Source organism: Microbacterium paludicola, assembly GCF_039529675.1.
Lineage (GTDB): Bacteria > Actinomycetota > Actinomycetes > Actinomycetales > Microbacteriaceae > Microbacterium > Microbacterium paludicola.
The window spans coordinates 80,981-97,674 of record NZ_BAAANG010000031.1 but is presented as its reverse complement, the minus strand read 5'-3'; the positions used below and the strand labels follow the sequence as shown (position 1 = coordinate 97,674).

The 16,694-nt window shown below is 71.7% G+C and carries 13 protein-coding genes; 9 read left to right on the top strand and 4 right to left on the bottom strand.

Features of this window, described 5'->3' with window-relative positions:
- The first annotated feature begins 27 nt into the window (after nucleotides 1-27).
- Nucleotides 28-609: a rhomboid family intramembrane serine protease gene (locus tag ABD161_RS13135; RefSeq protein ID WP_344003729.1), complete on the top strand. Its 582-nt coding sequence runs from the start codon at nucleotides 28-30 to the stop codon at nucleotides 607-609.
- A 6-nt stretch (nucleotides 610-615) separates the two neighbouring features.
- Here the strand turns inward: ABD161_RS13135 and ABD161_RS13130 are convergent, their stop codons facing one another.
- Together ABD161_RS13130 and ABD161_RS13125 are read right to left on the bottom strand one after the other, a co-directional pair.
- The gene (locus ABD161_RS13130) at nucleotides 616-1,287 is read right to left on the bottom strand and encodes a class I SAM-dependent methyltransferase (RefSeq protein WP_344003727.1); all 672 of its coding nucleotides are present in this window, start codon (nucleotides 1,285-1,287) and stop codon (nucleotides 616-618) included.
- A gap of 163 nt (nucleotides 1,288-1,450) precedes the next feature.
- Entirely contained in the window at nucleotides 1,451-5,188 is a 3,738-nt protein-coding gene (locus ABD161_RS13125; RefSeq protein WP_344003800.1) for a multifunctional oxoglutarate decarboxylase/oxoglutarate dehydrogenase thiamine pyrophosphate-binding subunit/dihydrolipoyllysine-residue succinyltransferase subunit, read from the bottom strand.
- A 262-nt stretch (nucleotides 5,189-5,450) separates the two neighbouring features.
- On the opposite strand from ABD161_RS13125, the gene ABD161_RS13120 reads away from it, so the two are divergent.
- The 3 genes from ABD161_RS13120 to ABD161_RS13110 all read left to right on the top strand — a co-directional run bounded on the left by ABD161_RS13120 (nucleotide 5,451) and on the right by ABD161_RS13110 (nucleotide 9,650).
- Nucleotides 5,451-7,016, top strand: coding sequence for an SPFH domain-containing protein (locus ABD161_RS13120; protein WP_344003725.1), 1,566 nt, complete (start codon nucleotides 5,451-5,453; stop codon nucleotides 7,014-7,016).
- Nucleotides 7,017-7,212: 196 nt separating this feature from the next.
- A complete protein-coding gene (locus ABD161_RS13115) occupies nucleotides 7,213-8,598 on the top strand; it encodes a hemolysin family protein (RefSeq protein WP_135114305.1) in 1,386 nt (461 codons plus the stop codon).
- Nucleotides 8,595-9,650: a hemolysin family protein gene (locus ABD161_RS13110; RefSeq protein ID WP_344003722.1), complete on the top strand. Its 1,056-nt coding sequence runs from the start codon at nucleotides 8,595-8,597 to the stop codon at nucleotides 9,648-9,650. Before ABD161_RS13115 ends, ABD161_RS13110 begins: the two co-directional genes overlap by 4 nt.
- A gap of 75 nt (nucleotides 9,651-9,725) precedes the next feature.
- Here the strand turns inward: ABD161_RS13110 and ABD161_RS13105 are convergent, their stop codons facing one another.
- A complete protein-coding gene (locus tag ABD161_RS13105; protein ID WP_344003719.1) occupies nucleotides 9,726-10,805 on the bottom strand; it encodes an NADH:flavin oxidoreductase/NADH oxidase in 1,080 nt (359 codons plus the stop codon).
- 53 nt (nucleotides 10,806-10,858) lie between these two features.
- Here ABD161_RS13105 and ABD161_RS13100 point away from each other — a divergent pair, with 53 nt between their 5' ends.
- From ABD161_RS13100 to gabT, 5 genes are all read left to right on the top strand, one after another.
- Nucleotides 10,859-11,767 carry an ADP-dependent NAD(P)H-hydrate dehydratase gene (locus ABD161_RS13100; protein ID WP_344003716.1) on the top strand — a complete coding sequence of 303 codons (909 nt, stop codon included), beginning with the start codon at nucleotides 10,859-10,861 and terminating at the stop codon, nucleotides 11,765-11,767.
- A gap of 1 nt (nucleotide 11,768) precedes the next feature.
- Nucleotides 11,769-13,004: a hypothetical protein gene (locus ABD161_RS13095; protein ID WP_344003713.1), complete on the top strand. Its 1,236-nt coding sequence runs from the start codon at nucleotides 11,769-11,771 to the stop codon at nucleotides 13,002-13,004.
- A 21-nt stretch (nucleotides 13,005-13,025) separates the two neighbouring features.
- Nucleotides 13,026-13,346, top strand: coding sequence for a thiamine-binding protein (locus ABD161_RS13090; protein ID WP_344003711.1), 321 nt, complete (start codon nucleotides 13,026-13,028; stop codon nucleotides 13,344-13,346).
- 91 nt (nucleotides 13,347-13,437) lie between these two features.
- Nucleotides 13,438-14,631 (top strand): MFS transporter, encoded by a 1,194-nt coding sequence (locus tag ABD161_RS13085; RefSeq protein WP_344003708.1) that lies wholly within the window; start codon nucleotides 13,438-13,440, stop codon nucleotides 14,629-14,631.
- A 39-nt stretch (nucleotides 14,632-14,670) separates the two neighbouring features.
- Complete coding sequence (gene gabT, locus ABD161_RS13080) at nucleotides 14,671-16,035, top strand: 4-aminobutyrate--2-oxoglutarate transaminase (protein WP_344003704.1); 1,365 nt, start codon at nucleotides 14,671-14,673, stop codon at nucleotides 16,033-16,035.
- A 19-nt stretch (nucleotides 16,036-16,054) separates the two neighbouring features.
- Here the strand turns inward: gabT and ABD161_RS13075 are convergent, their stop codons facing one another.
- Nucleotides 16,055-16,678, bottom strand: coding sequence for a DUF4126 domain-containing protein (locus tag ABD161_RS13075; RefSeq protein ID WP_344003701.1), 624 nt, complete (start codon nucleotides 16,676-16,678; stop codon nucleotides 16,055-16,057).
- Between the last annotated feature and the right edge of the window lie 16 nt (nucleotides 16,679-16,694).

Sequence of the window (16,694 nt, the reverse complement as noted above, 5' to 3'; positions counted from 1 at the left end):
CCGAGCGGGCGCGGATATCATCGCCACGTGACCCAGTCAGCCGCTCCCGCCCGCGCTCGGTGGGCGATCGGACCGGCGGCGGTCACGATCGGCGTGTTCGTGATCGCGCTGTGGGTGATCGAGGTCGTCGACACGCTGATGTTCAACCGCCTCGACCGCGAGGGGATCGAGCCGTGGCGGCCCGACGGCGTCTGGGGCGTGCTGTGGGCGCCGCTGCTTCACGCCGGATGGCCGCACCTCGTCGCGAACACCGTGCCCGCCCTCGTGCTCGGGTTCCTCGCCCTCGCGGTCGACTACCGCCGCGGGCTGGCGGCGACCGCGGTCATCTGGCTGGGCGGGGGAGCAGCCGTGTGGCTCACCGGCGGCCCGGGCACCGTCCACCTCGGCGCGAGCGGCCTGATCTTCGGGTGGCTGACCTACGTCATCCTGCGCGGGCTGTTCAACCGGCGCATCGGGCAGATCCTGATCGGCGTTGTGGTCGCCGCGCTCTACGGCGCGCTGCTGTGGGGCGTGTTGCCCGGACAGGTCGGCGTCTCCTGGCAGAGCCACCTCTTCGGAGCCATCGCCGGCGCGCTCGCCGCGGTGTGGCTGCGCGAGCGCCGCGCCTGACGGGGCTCAGCGCGCCGGAGCGGTCCACTCGATCGTGTGGCGGAAGCCGAGCCGGCGCCGGAAGCGCGCGCCCGGAAGGTGACGGGCGAACGCCCCGCGCAGCTCCGAGAGCGTGACATCCGGGTCCTTCGTGGGGAACGGATCCCCGGAGGGCGGATCCAGCACCGGACGGGGATGGAGGATCACCCCGATCAGCGGGTTCGTGATGGCCGAGAGCAGGTCCCATGCGAGGTCGATCCGGGTCTCGGAGCGGGCGAGGCCGATCACGAGCAGGCGGCCGCCGGGCGCGAGCAGGCGGCGGATCCTGGGCAGCGCATCCTCGAGATCGAGGTGGTGGAGCACCGCGACCATCGTGATTCCGTCGAAGGTGCCGTCGACCTCGGCGAAGGACGCCACCCGGGCGGTCACGTTCGGGCGGTCGGCGCAGCGCGCGGTGGTCGCGGCGACCTGCGGCGCGTCGACGTCGATCGCCAGCACGCGCCCGAACCGGTGGGACAGCCGCCAGGCGAGCAGGCCCTGCCCGCAGCCGACGTCGAGGGCCGAGCCCCGGCGGTCCGGAAGCCGCCGCGCGATCCAGCGGTGGAGGCGGTCGTTGTGGCTCCAGGGGTGGCGCGCGTTCAAGCGGTTCAGCCAGCCGATGACCCGCGGAAGCGCCGCGCCGAGCCGGTGGGAGTCCATCCGGTCACGCTAGCGGCAGTCCCAGCCGAGGAGATCCGCGCTGCAGAGGAGATTCGGCGGCAGATCCTCCTCGCGAGGCCGGATCTCCTCACGAAGCCCTGCCGCACAACGCGGAAGCGGCCGGCCCCCGAGGGGACCGGCCGCTTCGCGCGACGGCGCCGGATCAGGCGAGCGCGCGCTTCATGAGGTCGGCGTGCTCGCTCGCGTGGACCTTCGACGAGCCGGTGGCGGGCGACGCCGATGCGACGCGAGAGACCACGCTGATGGCGCGGCCCTTGAGGCTCCTCGCGAGCTGGAGCGCGATGAACGGCCACGCGCCCTGGTTCTCGGGCTCGTCCTGCACCCACACCAGCTCGGCGTTCGTGTAGGTGTCGAGCACCGCGTTCAGCTGGTCGACCGGAGCCGGGTAGAACTGCTCGAGGCGCACGAGCGCGATGCCGTCGTTCGGGCGCTTGTCGAGCTCGCCGCGCAGATCCCAGTGGATCTTGCCGGAGTGAAGCAGGACCTTCGTGACCGCGTTCTTGTCGATGCCGCGGTTGTCGTCGAGCACCGGCTCGAAGCGGCCCGCCGTGAAGTCGGAGACCTCGCTGGTGGCGCCGCGCAGACGCAGCATCGCCTTCGGGGTGAAGACCACGAGCGGACGGCGCGGGCGCATGTACGCCTGGCGGCGCAGCAGGTGGAAGTACGACGCGGGCGTCGAGGGACGGGCGACCGTCATGTTGTCCTGCGCGCACATCTGGAGGAAGCGCTCGATGCGGGCCGACGAGTGGTCGGGCCCCTGACCCTCGTAGCCGTGGGGGAGCAGCATGACGACGCTCGACTCCTGGCCCCACTTCTGCTCGGCCGCCGTGACGTACTCGTCGATGATCGACTGCGCGCCGTTCACGAAGTCGCCGAACTGCGCCTCCCAGAGCACGAGCGCGTCGGGGTTCTCGACCGAATAGCCGTATTCGAAGCCGAGGGCGGCGTACTCGCTGAGCAGCGAGTCGTACACCCAGAAGCGGCCCTGGTTCTCGGACAGGTTCACCAGCGGCAGCCACTCCTGGCCGTTCACACGGTCGTGGAACGTCGCGTGGCGCTGGGCGAACGTGCCGCGGCGCGCATCCTGACCGGCGAGGCGCACCGAGGTGCCCTCGATCAGGAGGGAGCCGAACGCCAGCAGCTCGCCGAAGGCCCAGTCGATCTGACCGTTCCGGCTCATCTGCACGCGCTTGTCGAGAACCTGCTGCAGCTTGCGGTGAACGGTGAAGCCCTCGGGCTTGTTCGCGTGCGCGTCACCGATCTGCGCGATGACCTCGGCGGGGACGCCGGTGGACTCGGGCTCGCCCGCCGGCTCGGCGGCGACGGGACCCGACGCGTCGACGACCGGGATGGATCCGGTCTCGGCGGCGTGCGTCTCGGCGAAGGCGATCTCGAGGCGCTCCTGGAAGTCGCGCTTCGCCTCCTCGTACTCCTCCTCGGTGATGTCACCGCGGCCGACCAGCGCCTCGGTGTACAGGCGGCGGGTGGAGCGCTTCGCCTCGATCAGGTCGGTCATGAGCGGCTGCGTCATCGACGGGTCGTCGCCCTCGTTGTGGCCACGGCGGCGGTAGCAGACGAGGTCGATGACCACATCGCGGTGGAACCGCTCGCGGTACTCGAACGCCAGCTCGGCCACGCGCGCGACGGCCTCGGGGTCGTCGCCGTTCACGTGGAAGATCGGCGCCTGGATCGTCTTGGCGACATCCGAGGCGTAGACCGACGTGCGGCTGTCCTGCGGGAGCGTCGTGAAGCCGACCTGGTTGTTGACGATGACGTGCACCGTGCCGCCCGTGCGGTAGCCGCGCAGCTGCGACATCTGCAGCGTCTCGACGACGACGCCCTGGCCCGCGAATGCCGCGTCGCCGTGGACGAGGATCGGCAGCCAGGTGAAGGATCCGACCGGCTTGCGGTCCTGCTTGGCGCGGACGATTCCCTCGAGCACGCCGTCGACGGTCTCGAGGTGGGACGGGTTCGCGGCGAGGTAGACCGAGAGCTCGGCGCCGCTCTCGGACACGAACGTGCCCTCGGTGCCGAGGTGGTATTTCACATCGCCCGAGCCGCGCTTGTTGCCCGGCAGCGCGCCCTCGAACTCCTGGAACACCTGGCCGTACGTCTTGCCGGCGATGTTCGTCAGGACGTTCAGGCGACCGCGGTGGGCCATGCCGATCGCGGCGCCCTCGAGCCCGGAATCGGCCGCGCCCTCGAGGATGCGGTCGAGCAGCGGGATGAGCGACTCGCCACCCTCGAGCGAGAAGCGCTTCTGGCCGACGTACTTCGTCTGGAGGAAGGTCTCGAACGCCTCGGCCTCGTTCAGCTTGCGCAGGATCCGCAGCTGGTCGTCGTGGTCGGGCTTGGTGTACTTCAGCTCGAGCTTCTGCTGGAACCACTCGCGCTGCTCGTGGTCGTGGATGTGCATGTACTCGATGCCGGTCGTGCGGCAGTACGAGTCGCGCAGGACGCCGAGGATGTCGCGCAGCTTCATCGTGCGCTTGCCGCCGAAGCCGCCCGTGACGAACTCGCGCTCGAGGTCCCAGAAGGTCAGGCCGTGCGACTCGATCTCGAGGTCGTGGTGGAGGCGCTGGACGTACTCCAGCGGGTCGACGTCGGCCATCAGGTGGCCGCGGACGCGGTAGCTGTTGATGAGCTCCTGCACGCGGGCGGTCTTGTCGACGCGCTCGGCGAGGTCCACGGCGACGTCGCTGTTCCACGCGATGGGCGCGTAGGGGATGCGCAGCGCGGCGAAGATGCCCTCGTAGAAGCCGCGCTGACCGATCAGCAGCTCGTGCACCTTCTTGAGGAACTCGCCGGAGCCGGCGCCCTGGATGACACGGTGGTCGTAGGTGCTCGTGAGCGTGATCGTCTTGCCGATCGCCAGCTCGTTGAGCGTCTTCTGGCTGGCGCCCTGGAACTCGGCGGGGTAGTCGAGGGCGCCGGCGCCGATGATGCAGCCCTGGCCCTTCATCAGGCGCGGCACCGAGTGGACCGTGCCGATCCCGCCCGGGTTGGTGAGCGAGACCGTCGTGCCGGCGAAGTCGGCGGCGGTGAGCTTGTTGCCGCGCGCGCGCTTGACGAGGTCCTCGTACGCGGCGAGGTACTCGGTGAACGACAGCGTGTCGGCGTTCTTGATGCTCGGGACGAGCAGGGCGCGGGTGCCGTCGGGCTTCGGGAGGTCGATCGCGATGCCGAGGTTCACGTGCGCCGGGGCGACGACCGACGGCTTGCCGTCGATCTCGGCGTAGAACACGTTCTGGCTCGGGAACTCCTTCAGCGCCTGGATCAGGGCCCAGCCGATGAGGTGCGTGAAGCTGACCTTGCCGCCGCGGGTGCGCGACATGTGGTTGTTGATGACGATGCGGTTGTCGATCATCAGCTTCGCCGGGATGGTGCGGACGCTCGTGGCCGTGGGGACCGTGAGCGACTCGTCCATGTTCTTGGCGAGGGTCTTGGGCATGCCGCGCAGGACGGTGACCACGTCCTCGTCGACCTTCGCCTCGGCGGGCTCCGCGGGAGCCTTCGCCTTCTGCGGAGCGTCGGCCGGGATCGGCGCGGGGGCGGCGGGCTTCGCGGTCGTCCGCGCGACGGGCTGCTGGCCGGTGGGCTGCGGGGCGGCGACGGCCTCCTGCGGGGCCTCGGCCGGTTTCGCGGCGGGGGTCGCCGGCTGCGCGGCCGGTGCCGGAGCCGCGGCGGCCGGCGCGGCGGGAGCGCTCGGCGCGGGCTGTCCGGTGCGACCTGCCTGGTAGGCCTCGAGAATCGGCCACCACTCCTTGTCCACCGAGTTCCTGTCGGCCGTGAACTGCTCGTAGAGCTCATCCACGAGCCACTGATTGGCTCCGAACTCTCCGTCGTTCGCGGTTCCGGTGCCCGTTCCCTGGCTCGACACGGCCGAATCGCCTTCTTTCATCGGTGAAATCCTGGACCCGGATACCCCTTGGGCGGTACCCGTCGTCTTGCGCCCACACGGCTGCCTGCGTGGCGCGGGCGCGCCCAAAAGCCTAGCTCAGATCGTCCGTCGCCCTCCGCCTGCAGGTGCCACGCGGAGGTCCCTCTCAGGACGGATGCGCCGTGTCCCCCTGGGTCGCTATGTTGAGCGGGCATGCGGTCGCGCAGGGGGCGCGTCCGCGATATCGAATCGGAGCATTCCCGTGGATCCCTTCACCCTGTTCTTCACGGTGGCGCCCATCGTCGTCGGCGTCATCGTCGTCGCGCTGATCGTGCTGCTGCTGTTCCGCGCCTGGTACCGGATCGCGAAGGCCGACGAGGCGCTCGTGATCGTCGGAAAGAACCAGCGAGGCGCGGACGGGGCGACGTCCCGGATCACGGTCGTCACGGGCGGCGGCGCGATCGTCAACCCGATCACGCAGCGCGCCGAGCTGATCTCGTTGCGGGCCCGCCAGATCAACGTCGAGCCCACCGCCCAGTCGTCGAACGGCGTCACGGTGGACGTCACCGGTGTCGCGCTCTTCAAGATCGGCTCGGAGGCCGAGCAGGTGCGCCGCGCCGCCGAGCGCTTCGCGTCGCAGGACAACGCGATCGAGCAGTTCACGCGCGAGCAGCTCGAGGGCTCGCTGCGCGGCGTGGTCGCGATGCTCACGGTCGAGCAGCTCATGCGCGATCGCCAGCAGCTGTCCGACCAGATCGCCGAGAACATCAAGGGCGACCTCGAGGCGCAGGGTCTCATCCTCGACTCGTTCCAGATCCAGGGAATCACCGACAAGAACGGCTACATCGAGTCGCTCGGCGCGAGCGAGATCGAGCGTGTGAAGCGCGACGCCCAGGTGGCGAGCATCTCGGCGCAGCGCGAGGTGCAGCGCAACAAGATCGCGACCGACGAGCAGAACCTCGTCGAGTACACGGCGTACCAGAAGAACACGGCCAACGCGAAGGCCGAGATCGGCCGCGCGAACGCCGAGGCCGAGGCCGCCGAGAAGCTCGCCCGCGAGAAGCTCGAGCAGGCGGTTCTCGAGCAGGCCGCCATGAACCAGTCGGCGAAGCTCGACGCCGAGGTGCGCCGCGTGGCCGAGGCCGCCACGTATGAGCGCCAGCAGAAGGCGGATGCCGAGGCGTACGAGCAGCAGAAGGCCGCGGATGCCGAGGCGTACGCGCGCTTCAAGGAGGCCGAGGCGCAGGCGATGATCGCCGAGCAGAAGGCGCTCGAGCTGAAGACCCGTGCCGCGGCGGACGCCGAGACGGTGCGCCTTGCCGCCGAGGCCGATGCGACCGCCGCGCGCGCGGCGGCCGAGGCCGCGGCGTTCTCGGCGCAGCAGGAGGCGCAGGGGACGAAGTTCCGCGCCGAGGCGGAGGCCGAGGCGATCCGGCTCGCGGGTGAGGCGAAGGCCGCGGCCATCAAGGCCGAGGCCGCGGCGATCGCGGAGCACGAGGAGGCCCTCATGGCCCAGCGTGCGATCGAGGCCGTTGTGCCGATGATGGCCGAGTTCGCCAAGGGCTACCAGCGCGTCGGATCGATCACCGTGCTCGGCGGCGAGGGCGGCGCGTCGGCGCACCTCGCGAACGAGCAGGCGGTGGGAATGCGCGCGACCTTCGACGCGGTCAAGGCCGCGACCGGCGTCGACCTCTCCGCGATCATCGCCGGCCGCGCGGTCGGGGAGGCGATCGGCGAGGGCATGCGCCCCGCGACCACGCCCGCGGCACCGGTGCGCCAGGCGGCCCCGGCGGCCGACGTCGCGACCGGCGACGACTCGGCGCTCTGACGCCGTTGCCCGCGCGCCCGGCGTCGCGCCGGACGCGCGGGCACACCGCTGGTGGGGGGGCGGATGTGGAGAGCGGCGCTCGGATTCCTCGGCCGCCGCATAGCCGCCGGCCCTAGACTCGGATACCTATGGACGACCCTCCCAGTAGTAGATCGCCCCACTGCCCGGCCTTCGCGATGAGCGGAGGTGGGTCCGCATGGACCTGATCCTGCTCGGCGTGGGGCTCCTTCTGACGGTCGGCACCGGCCTCTTCGTCGCGAGCGAGTTCGCCCTGGTGAACCTCGACCGCGCGGATCTCGAGGCCCGCCGCGATCGCGGCGAGACGCGCCTCGGCATGACGATCGCGGCGCTGCGCCAGACCTCCACGCACCTCTCGAGCGCCCAGCTGGGCATCACGCTCACGACGCTGCTCACGGGTTACACGCTCGAGCCGGCGTTCTCGCATCTTCTCGAGCCGGTCATGCTGTCGTGGGGGCTCGCGGAGGCCGCCGTCGCGCCCATCGCGACGGTCGTCGCCGTCGCGATCGCGACGATCCTGTCGATGATCCTCGGCGAGCTCGTGCCGAAGAACTTCGCTCTGGCCGTACCTCTCGCTACCGCGAAGCTCGTGGCACCGTTCCAGATCGCCTTCACGGCGGTGTTCCGCCCCGCTGTCGCCCTGCTCAACGGCAGCGCGAACGCCGTGCTGCGGGCCTTCGGCATCGAGCCGAAGGAGGAGCTCTCCGGCGCGCGCACGGCCGAGGAGCTGTCGTCCCTCGTGCGGCGGTCGGCCCTCGCCGGCGTGCTGGAGGAGGACACCGCGACGCTGCTCGACCGCAGCCTGAACTTCTCGCGCCTCAGCGCCGGCGACGTCATGACCCCCCGCCCGCGGGTGCACGCGGTCGCCGCCGGTGACTCGACCGACGACGTGATCGAGCTCGCGCGTCAGACCGGCCACAGCCGCTTCCCGGTGTTCGACGAGTCGATGGACGACATCGTCGGCGTCGTTCACCTCAAGGCCGCAGTGGCCGTGCCGCGCGAGCGCAGGGCCGATGTCCCCGCGGCCGCGCTCGCCACCGAGCCGCTGCGGGTGCCCGAGACCGTGCACCTCGACCAGCTCGTGTCCGAGCTGCGCTCGCGCGGCTACCAGATGGCGGTGGTCGTGGACGAGTACGGCGGCACCGCGGGCGTCGTCACCCTCGAGGACCTCGTGGAGGAGATCGTGGGCGAGGTGGCCGACGAGCACGACCGGCGCCTGGCCGGCGTCGTCCGCCACCGCGACTCGATCACGTTCCCCGGCCAGCTGCGTCCGGACGAACTCGAGGACCGCGCCGAGGTCGAGGTGCCCCAGGACGACGCCTACGACACCGTCGGCGGCTACATCATGAGCGTCCTTGAGCGCATCCCGAGCGTGGGCGACTCCGTGCGCATCGAGGGCGGGACGCTGTCGGTCGAGCGGATGGACGGACGCCGCGTCGATCGCGTGCGGTTCACCCCCGACCCGCCGCCCGAGCCGGATCCGATCATCGAGCGGCGCTCGAGCGACCAGGGATCGCGTGCCGGACAGTCGCGTCGCGGCTCCGAGAAGCGAGGCGAGCGATGAACGACTGGGCCGGAATCGCATGGCTCGTGGTGCTGCTGCTCGTGAACGCCTTCTTCGTGGGCGCCGAGTTCGCCGTCATCTCGGCGCGCCGCTCGCAGATCGAGCCGCTCGCCGAGCGCGGCTCGCGCGCCGCCAAGACCGCGCTGTACGCGATGGAGCACGCGACGCTGATGCTCGCGACCTCGCAGCTGGGCATCACGATCTGCTCGCTGCTGATCCTGAACGTGTCGGAGCCGGCGATCCATCACCTGCTGGAGGGGCCGCTGGGTCTCACCGGCATGCCCGAGGGGCTCGTCGACACGGTCGCGTTCGTCATCGCGCTGCTTCTCGTGTCGTACCTCCACGTGGTGTTCGGCGAGATGGTGGCGAAGAACATCGCGTTCTCCGTTCCCGACCGTGCCGTGCTGCTGCTGGCGACGCCGCTGGTGTGGGTGTCGAAGGTGTTCCATCCGGTCATCTGGGCGCTGAACTGGGTCGCGAACGCGGTGCTGCGCCTGTTCCGTGTGGAGCCGAAGAACGAGGCCGCGTCGACGTTCACGCTCGACGAGGTCGCGACGATCGTGACGCAGTCGCGCCGCGAGGGTGTCCTCGACGACGTGTCGGGAGCCGTCGCCGCCGCGGTCGAGTTCACGGACAAGAAGGCGAAGGACGTCGCCGTGCCGCTGAGCGAGATCGTCTCGCTGCCGGAGACGACGACGCCGGATGAGATCGAGCGCGCGGTCGCCAAGCACGGCTACTCGCGCTACGTGATCGTGGATCCGGAGGGCGAGCCGGTCGGCTACGTGCACCTCAAGGACGTCCTGAAGGCCGCGGACGACGGCGACGTGCCCGCGAAGTACGCGCGTCCGATCCCGCCCAAGCGCATCCATCACATGGTGCCGGTGCTGGAGACGACCGACCTGGAGGACGCCCTCGCGGTGATGCGCCACCAGGGCCGCCATCTTGCGCGCGTGCGCGACGCGGAGGGGCGGACGACGGCGGTGCTGTTCCTGGAGGACATCCTCGAGGAGCTCATCGGCGAGGTCCACGACGCCACACGACGCCGACGCTGACGTCTTGCGGTGCGGATCGGCCCTCCCGCGGACGCGGAGGGGCCGATCCGCACCGATCGGCGCGGGCTCAGCGCCTCAGCGGCGCGGGCGGAAGGCGCGGAGGTACTGCGGCGGCCAGAGGCCCTCGGGGTCCTCGCCCAGCTCCGTGGCGGCGCGGAGTCCGAAGTGCGGGTCGCGCAGCCACTCGCGCGCCGCGAAGATCGCGTCGGCCGAGCCGTCCTGCAGGATCCGCTCGGCTTGCTCGCCCGTCGTGATGATGCCCACGGCGGCGACGGGCACCTCGGCGAGCTCGCGGATGCGCTCCGCGAACGGCACCTGGTAGCCGGGGCCCACGGACAGCTGCTGGTGAGCGACCAGGCCCGCGCTCGAGACGTCGACGAGATCGGCGCCTGCGTCGGCCACCCAGCGCGCCGCCTGCGCGACGTCCTCGGGGACGAGGCCGCCCGGCGCGGCATCCGAGGCCGAGAAGCGCACGAGCACCGGCACTCCCTCGCCGGCCTCCGCGCGGACGGCGCGGACGACATCGACCACGATGCGGGCGCGGTTCTCGAGGCTGCCGCCCCACTCGTCCTCGCGCTCGTTGGTGAGTGGCGAGAGGAACTCGTGAAGCAGGTAGCCGTGCGCGGCGTGCACCTCGAGTACGTCGAAGCCGGCGTCCAGCGCGCGCCGCGCCGCAGCGCGGAAGGCCTCGACAACGGCCGCGATGCCCGCGGCGTCGAGCGCGACGGGGGCAGCGAATCCCGGGTACGCGATCGCCGACGGCGCGACGGTGGTCCATCCGCCCTCCTCGGACGGGACGGTGCCGTCCTGTCCCGCGAACGGCCACCAGGTCGATCCCTTGCGGCCGGCATGGGCGAGCTGGACGCCGGCGAGGGCTCCGCGCGCGTGGATCGCGGCGACGATCGGTCGCCACGCCTCGCGCTGTGCGTCGTTCCACAGCCCGACGTCGCGCGGCGAGATGCGGCCCTCCGGCACCACCGCGGTCGCCTCGGCGACCACCAGGCCCGCACCGCCCGAGGCGAACTGCGCGAGGTGCACGTGGTGCCAGTCGTTCGGCATGCCGTCCTCGGCGCTGTACTGGCACATCGGCGCCACCCACAGTCGGTTGCGGGCGGTGACATCACGCAGCGTCAGCGGGGTGAACAGCAGGCTCATGGAACTCCGATCGTGACCGGGACGGCGCCCGGGACGGGGATTAGGGTGACGGCATGGAAGCACGCGAGTGGACCGCGGCGGATGCGGCATCGGTCCTCCGGATGCCAACGGCGGCCTCGCACAAGTATTCCCGGGGCGTGGTGGCGCTGCGCACCGGATCGCCCGCGTACCCCGGTGCCGCGGTGCTCGGCGCCGAGGGCGCGGCACGCAGCGGCGCGGGGATGGTGCGCTGGATCGGCGACCCGGATGTCGCGCGGCTCGTGCTGCAGCGACGGCCGGAGGTCGTGACCGGGGAGGGCCGGGCCGACGCGTGGGTGATCGGCTCGGGCGTGGACGCGCGCACGCGGCCCGACGACGTGCGGTCGGCGATGATCCACATCCTGCGCTCGGGCGCGCCGGTGGTCGTCGACGCCGGAGCGCTCGACCTCGCGGCCGAGTCGCGCGGCCCCATCGTGGTCACGCCGCACGACGGCGAGCTCGCCGAGGTGCGCATCCCGCTGGGGCTGGGCGTCGACGACGTCGAGGGCGACGACCCCCTCAAGGGCCGGCTGAAGCGCGGCTTCGACGAGCGCCTGCTCGTGGCCCGCGAGACGGCGGTGGCGCTCGGGGGAGCGGTGCTGCTGAAGGGCACCGCCACGATCGTCGCCTCGCCCACGGGCTGGTTCACGGTCGTGCGGGCCGGCACCCCGTGGCTCGCCACCGCGGGAACGGGAGACGTGCTCGCCGGGGCGATCGGCGCCGTGGCGGCGACGGCGGCGGCGACCGGCCCCGTCGACGCCGAGGCCCTGGCGAAGATCGCGGCGACCGGCGCCTGGCTGCACGGCCACGCGGCGCGGCTCGCCGCCGGCGTGACCGGAGGCGGAACGGGGCATCCGATCACCGCCCTCGATGTCGCCGCGCACCTCCCCGCCGCGTATGCCGCAGCGCTCGCCGCGCGTGAGCAGGACACCGGCGCCTCCTAGGATGAGCATCGTGCGTCGGCGACTGCTTCCCTGGCTCGCCTTCGCGCTCGTCCACGTGCTCGTCGGCTGGCTCGGCTGGCAGCTGCCGAATCAGCCGATGGGCGATGTGTACTTCGTCTACGAGCCGTGGTCGAACGCCGCCCTGCACGGGGCATCCATCGTCGGGATCACGGAGTCGTGGGTCTACCCGCACCTCGCGCTCGCGCCGATGATCCTCGCGCACGCCTTCGCGTGGCTCGGGGGCTACACCGTCGCGTGGGCGGTGCTCGTGACGCTGTGCAACGCGGCCGGATTCTGGGTACTGCTCGGCGACGGCCGGTCGCGCTCGCGGTCGACGGCCGCGTGGTTCTGGCTCGCGTTCATCCTGCTGCTCGGGCCGGTGGGGATGTACCGGATCGACGCGATCACCGTGCCGCTCGCGATCGTGGGGCTGCTCTGGATCGTCCGCCGCCCCGTGCTCGCCGCGGGGCTGCTCGCCGCGGGCGCGTGGATCAAGGTGTGGCCGGTGGCCCTCCTCGCCGCGGCCTTCGTCGCCCTCCGCCGCCGGCTCGAGGTCGTCACGGGAGCGCTCGTCGCCTCCGCTCTGGTCGTGGCCGTCGTGGTGCTGGCCGGGGGAGCGGCGCACCTGCTCGGCTTCGTGACGGCGCAGACGGGCCGGGGACTCCAGCTCGAGGCGCCGGTCAGCAGCGTGTACCTCTGGGGCGCGGCCCTGCACCTCGACGGGTGGTGGCTGTTCTACGACGAGAACATCCTGACCTTCCAGGTGACGGGCCCGAACGTCGACCTCGTGATCGCCGCGATGACGCCGCTGCTCGCGCTCGCCGCGGTCGCCGTTGTGCTGCTGGGCGCGCTGAAGGCCCGGCGCGGCGCCTCGATCGTGCGGCTGCTTCCCCCGCTCGCGCTCGCGCTGGTCGTCGTGCTGATCGCGCTGAACAAGGTCGGATCCCCGCAGTTCCACGACTGGCTCATCCCGCCGCTCGTCCTCTGGATCGTCCTCGACCGGCGCGGCGCCCGTCCGTTCGTGGTGCTGGGGCTGCTGGCCGCGGCGCTCACGCAGGCGGTGTACCCGCTGCTCTACGGCGGTCTCCTCGCGGCAGACGTCACCGCGGTGACCGTCCTCACGGCGCGCAACATCGTGCTCGTGATCCTCATGATCTGGGCGATCGTGCGCCTCGCGCGGGTGCCGATCCGCTCCGCCGCGCGGCATCCCGTCGCGCCGGCTCCCGCCGCCGTCTGATCACGAAACAGGAGACAACCAATGCTCGTCGCCTTCTCCGTCGCCCCGTCCGGCTCGAACGCCGAGAACCCCGAGGGATCCGTTCACGACGCCGTCGCCGCGGCCGTCAAGGTCGTGCGCGAGTCGGGCCTCGCGCACCGCACAACGTCGATGTTCACCGAGATCGAGGGCGAGACCTGGGACGAGGTGATGGATGTCGTCAAGCGCGCCACCGAGGCCGTGATGCCGTTCGGCTCGCGCGTCTCGCTCGTGCTCAAGGCCGACATCCGCCCCGGCTACTCGGGCGAGATCGACGGCAAGATCGCCCGCCTCGAGGCGGCGATCGACGAGTCCGACCGCTGACCCCGGTCCCGGCCGCCGTGCGCTCGGAGCCCTCCGGAGCCCCTTAGGCTTGTACGCATGACCTCCTCGACCCCGTCGAGGGGGGGCGGCGATGTGGGCGCTCCTCTCCCTCGCCATCGGCTCCTTCGGCATCGGCATGACCGAATTCGTCTCCATGGGGCTGCTTCCCGGCATCGCACGCGACCTGCTCGCGACCGCCTGGGCGACGAGCCAGGCGGATGCGATCGCGCAGGCCGGCCTGCTGATCAGCCTGTACGCGCTCGGCGTCGTGATCGGCGCTCCGCTCATCGCGGGCTACGCGGCGCGGTTCCCGCGTCATCTCGTGCTGATCGTCCTCGCCTCTCTGCTGCTCGTCGGCAATCTGCTGACCGTGCTCGCGCCGACCTTCGAGACCGTGGCGATCGCGCGGCTGATCGCCGGCCTTCCGCATGGCGCGTACTTCGGCATCGCGGCGATCGTCGCCGCCGACCTGCTCGGCCCCGGCAAGCGGGCGCGCGGGGTCTCGATCGTGATGAGCGGTCTGACCGTCTCGAACGTCGTCGGCGTGCCGCTCGGGACGTGGCTCGGGCAGGTCGCCGGATGGCGCACCGCCTACGCCGTGGTGGTCGGGATCTTCGCCCTCGGCGTGCTGATGATCGCGCTCGTCGTCCCGTCGATGCCGAGCGAGGGATCCCGCTCCCTGCGGCACGAGCTCGGCGTCTTCCGGCTCGGGCAGGTCTGGATGACGCTCGGCGTCGGCGCGATCGGCTTCGGCTCGTTCTTCGCGATCTACAGCTACATCTCGCCGATCATGACCGAGGTCGCCGGCGCCCCCGAGTGGGCCGTGCCGATCGTGCTGGTCGCGACGGGCCTCGGCATGACGGTGGGCAACCTCGTGGGCGGCGTCGTGGCAGACCGCAACCTCGCGCGCGCCCTGGTGGCCGCCTTCGTGCTGCTCGCGGTCGGCTCGGCGGTCGTCGGCGTCGCCGCGCACAACCCCGTGACGCTGGTGATCGCGATGCTGCTGTTCGGCGCGATCAGCGCGCTGGCGGGGCCCGCGGTGCAGACCCGACTGATGGACGTCTCCGGCGACCGCCCGACGATCGCGGCGGCCCTCAACCACTCGGGGATGAACATCGGCAACAGCCTCGGCGCCGCCCTCGGCGGCGGCGTGATCGCCCTCGGCTGGGGCTACGTCGCCCCGGCGTGGCTGGGCATCGTCCTGGCGGTGCTGGGCGTCGGCATGGTGCTCGCGAGCTTCGCGCTCGAGAAGCGCGCGGAGCGCATCCCTGTCCTGCAGGCCTGAGCTCCGGCCGGATGCCGCGGCGCCGCCTACAATCGGCGCATGACCGTCACCACTGAGTCGTTCGCCGCCGGCACCGTCGTGGGAGGTCCCTCCCTCCCGCAGGAGCGCCGCCTCGTCACCGCGATCCCCGGGCCCCGCTCGCAGGAGCTGCTGGCGCGCAAGGCCGAGGCCGTCGCCGTGGGCGTCGGTCACTCCGCCCCGATCTCCGCCGTCGCCGCGGGCGGGGGAGTGATCGTCGACGCCGACGACAACTCCCTGATCGACCTCGGCTCGGGCATCGCGGTGACAACGGTCGGCAACGCGCATCCCAAGGTGGTCGAGGCCGTGCAGCGCCAGGCGGCCGCGTTCACCCACACCTGCTTTATGGTCTCGCCGTACGAGTCGTACGTCGCCGTGGCGGAGGCGCTGAACCGTCTCACCCCCGGCGACCACGCGAAGAAGAGCGCCCTGTTCAGCACCGGCGCCGAGGCGGTCGAGAACGCGGTCAAGATCGCGCGCAAGCACACGGGCCGTCAGGCGATCGTCGCCTTCGACCACGGATACCACGGCCGCACCAACCTCACCATGGCGCTCACGGCGAAGACCATGCCATACAAGAGCGGGTTCGGCCCCTTCGCCCCCGAGGTCTACCGCGCCCCGCTGTCGTACCCGTTCCGCGACGGGCTGACGGGCGCCGAGGCCGCCGCGCGCGCGATCTCGATGATCGAGAAGCAGATCGGCGGAGACCAGGTCGCCGCCGTCATCATCGAGCCGATCCAGGGCGAGGGCGGCTTCATCGTCCCCGCCGACGGCTTCCTTCCCGCCCTCGTCGAGTGGTGCCGCGACAACGGCGTCGTGTTCATCGCCGACGAGGTGCAGACCGGGTTCGCCCGCACCGGCGCCATGTTCGCGAGCGAGCTCTTCGGCATCGTGCCCGACCTGATCACCACGGCCAAGGGGCTCGCCGCTGGCCTCCCGCTCGCCGCGGTCACGGGCCGCGCCGAGATCATGGACGCCGCCCACCCCGGCGGCCTGGGCGGCACCTACGCCGGCAACCCCATCGCCTGCGCCGCGGCGCTCGCCGCGATCGACGCCTACGAGACCGAGGACCTCCCCGCACGCGCGGCCGAGGTCGGCGCGATCATCCGCCACCGCTTCACCGCGCTGCAGGCGGGTGACGCGCGCATCGGCGACGTGCGCGGTCTCGGCGCCATGATGGCCGTCGAGTTCGTCGATCCCACCACGAAGGAGCCGGATGCGGCCCTGGCGGCGGCGGTCGCGAAGGCCGCCATCGCCGAGGGCGTCATCGTCCTCACCTGCGGCACGTACGGCAACGTCATCCGGTTCCTGCCGCCGCTGTCCATCGGCGACGAGCTGCTGAACGAGGGTCTCGACGTCGTCGCCGAAGCCCTCGCGAGCGTCTGACCGCGGGGTCGCGGCTCGACTAGCTCGAGCCCGCGGCCCCGGCGGCGCGCCGTCGGCGCTCGGCGAGCTTCCGCCGCATCCGCACGATCAGCATCACGGCGCCCACCAGCAGCAGCACGGCGAGGACGGCCGCGAGCGGCAGCAGCAGGAAGCTCAGCACGAGCAGGATGACGGCCGCGGCGTCCTCGCCGAAGCTCACCAGCACGTTCGACACCGGCTCGGGCAGCATGTTGACCACTGCCCGGGTCGCGGTCTTGCCGAAGCTCACGCCCGCCGCCGTGACACCGCCCGCGACGGCGGCGCCGACGGCCACGCCCGTTCCCTCGTCGACGCCGATGCCGTAGCCGAGCGCCGCGCCGAACAGCGGACGCAGGACGAGATGGATGCCGTCCCACGCCGAGTCGAGGTAGGGCAGCTTGTCGACCACGACCTCGCCGAGGGCGAGCAGGCCCACCACGATCAGCACCCACGGCTGGGCGAGCATGTCGGGGATCGCCTCGATCACGCCGGCGGCGGGGCCGGCGGCATCGAGCGGGACGAGAGCCTTCACCGCGCCGAGCGTCAGCACGACGAAGTAGGGACGCAGGCCCGAGACGGTGCCGGAGGCGATGGCGAGCAGCGCGGCGGTCCATGCCGGATCCATCGGCGGCTCCCCTCGG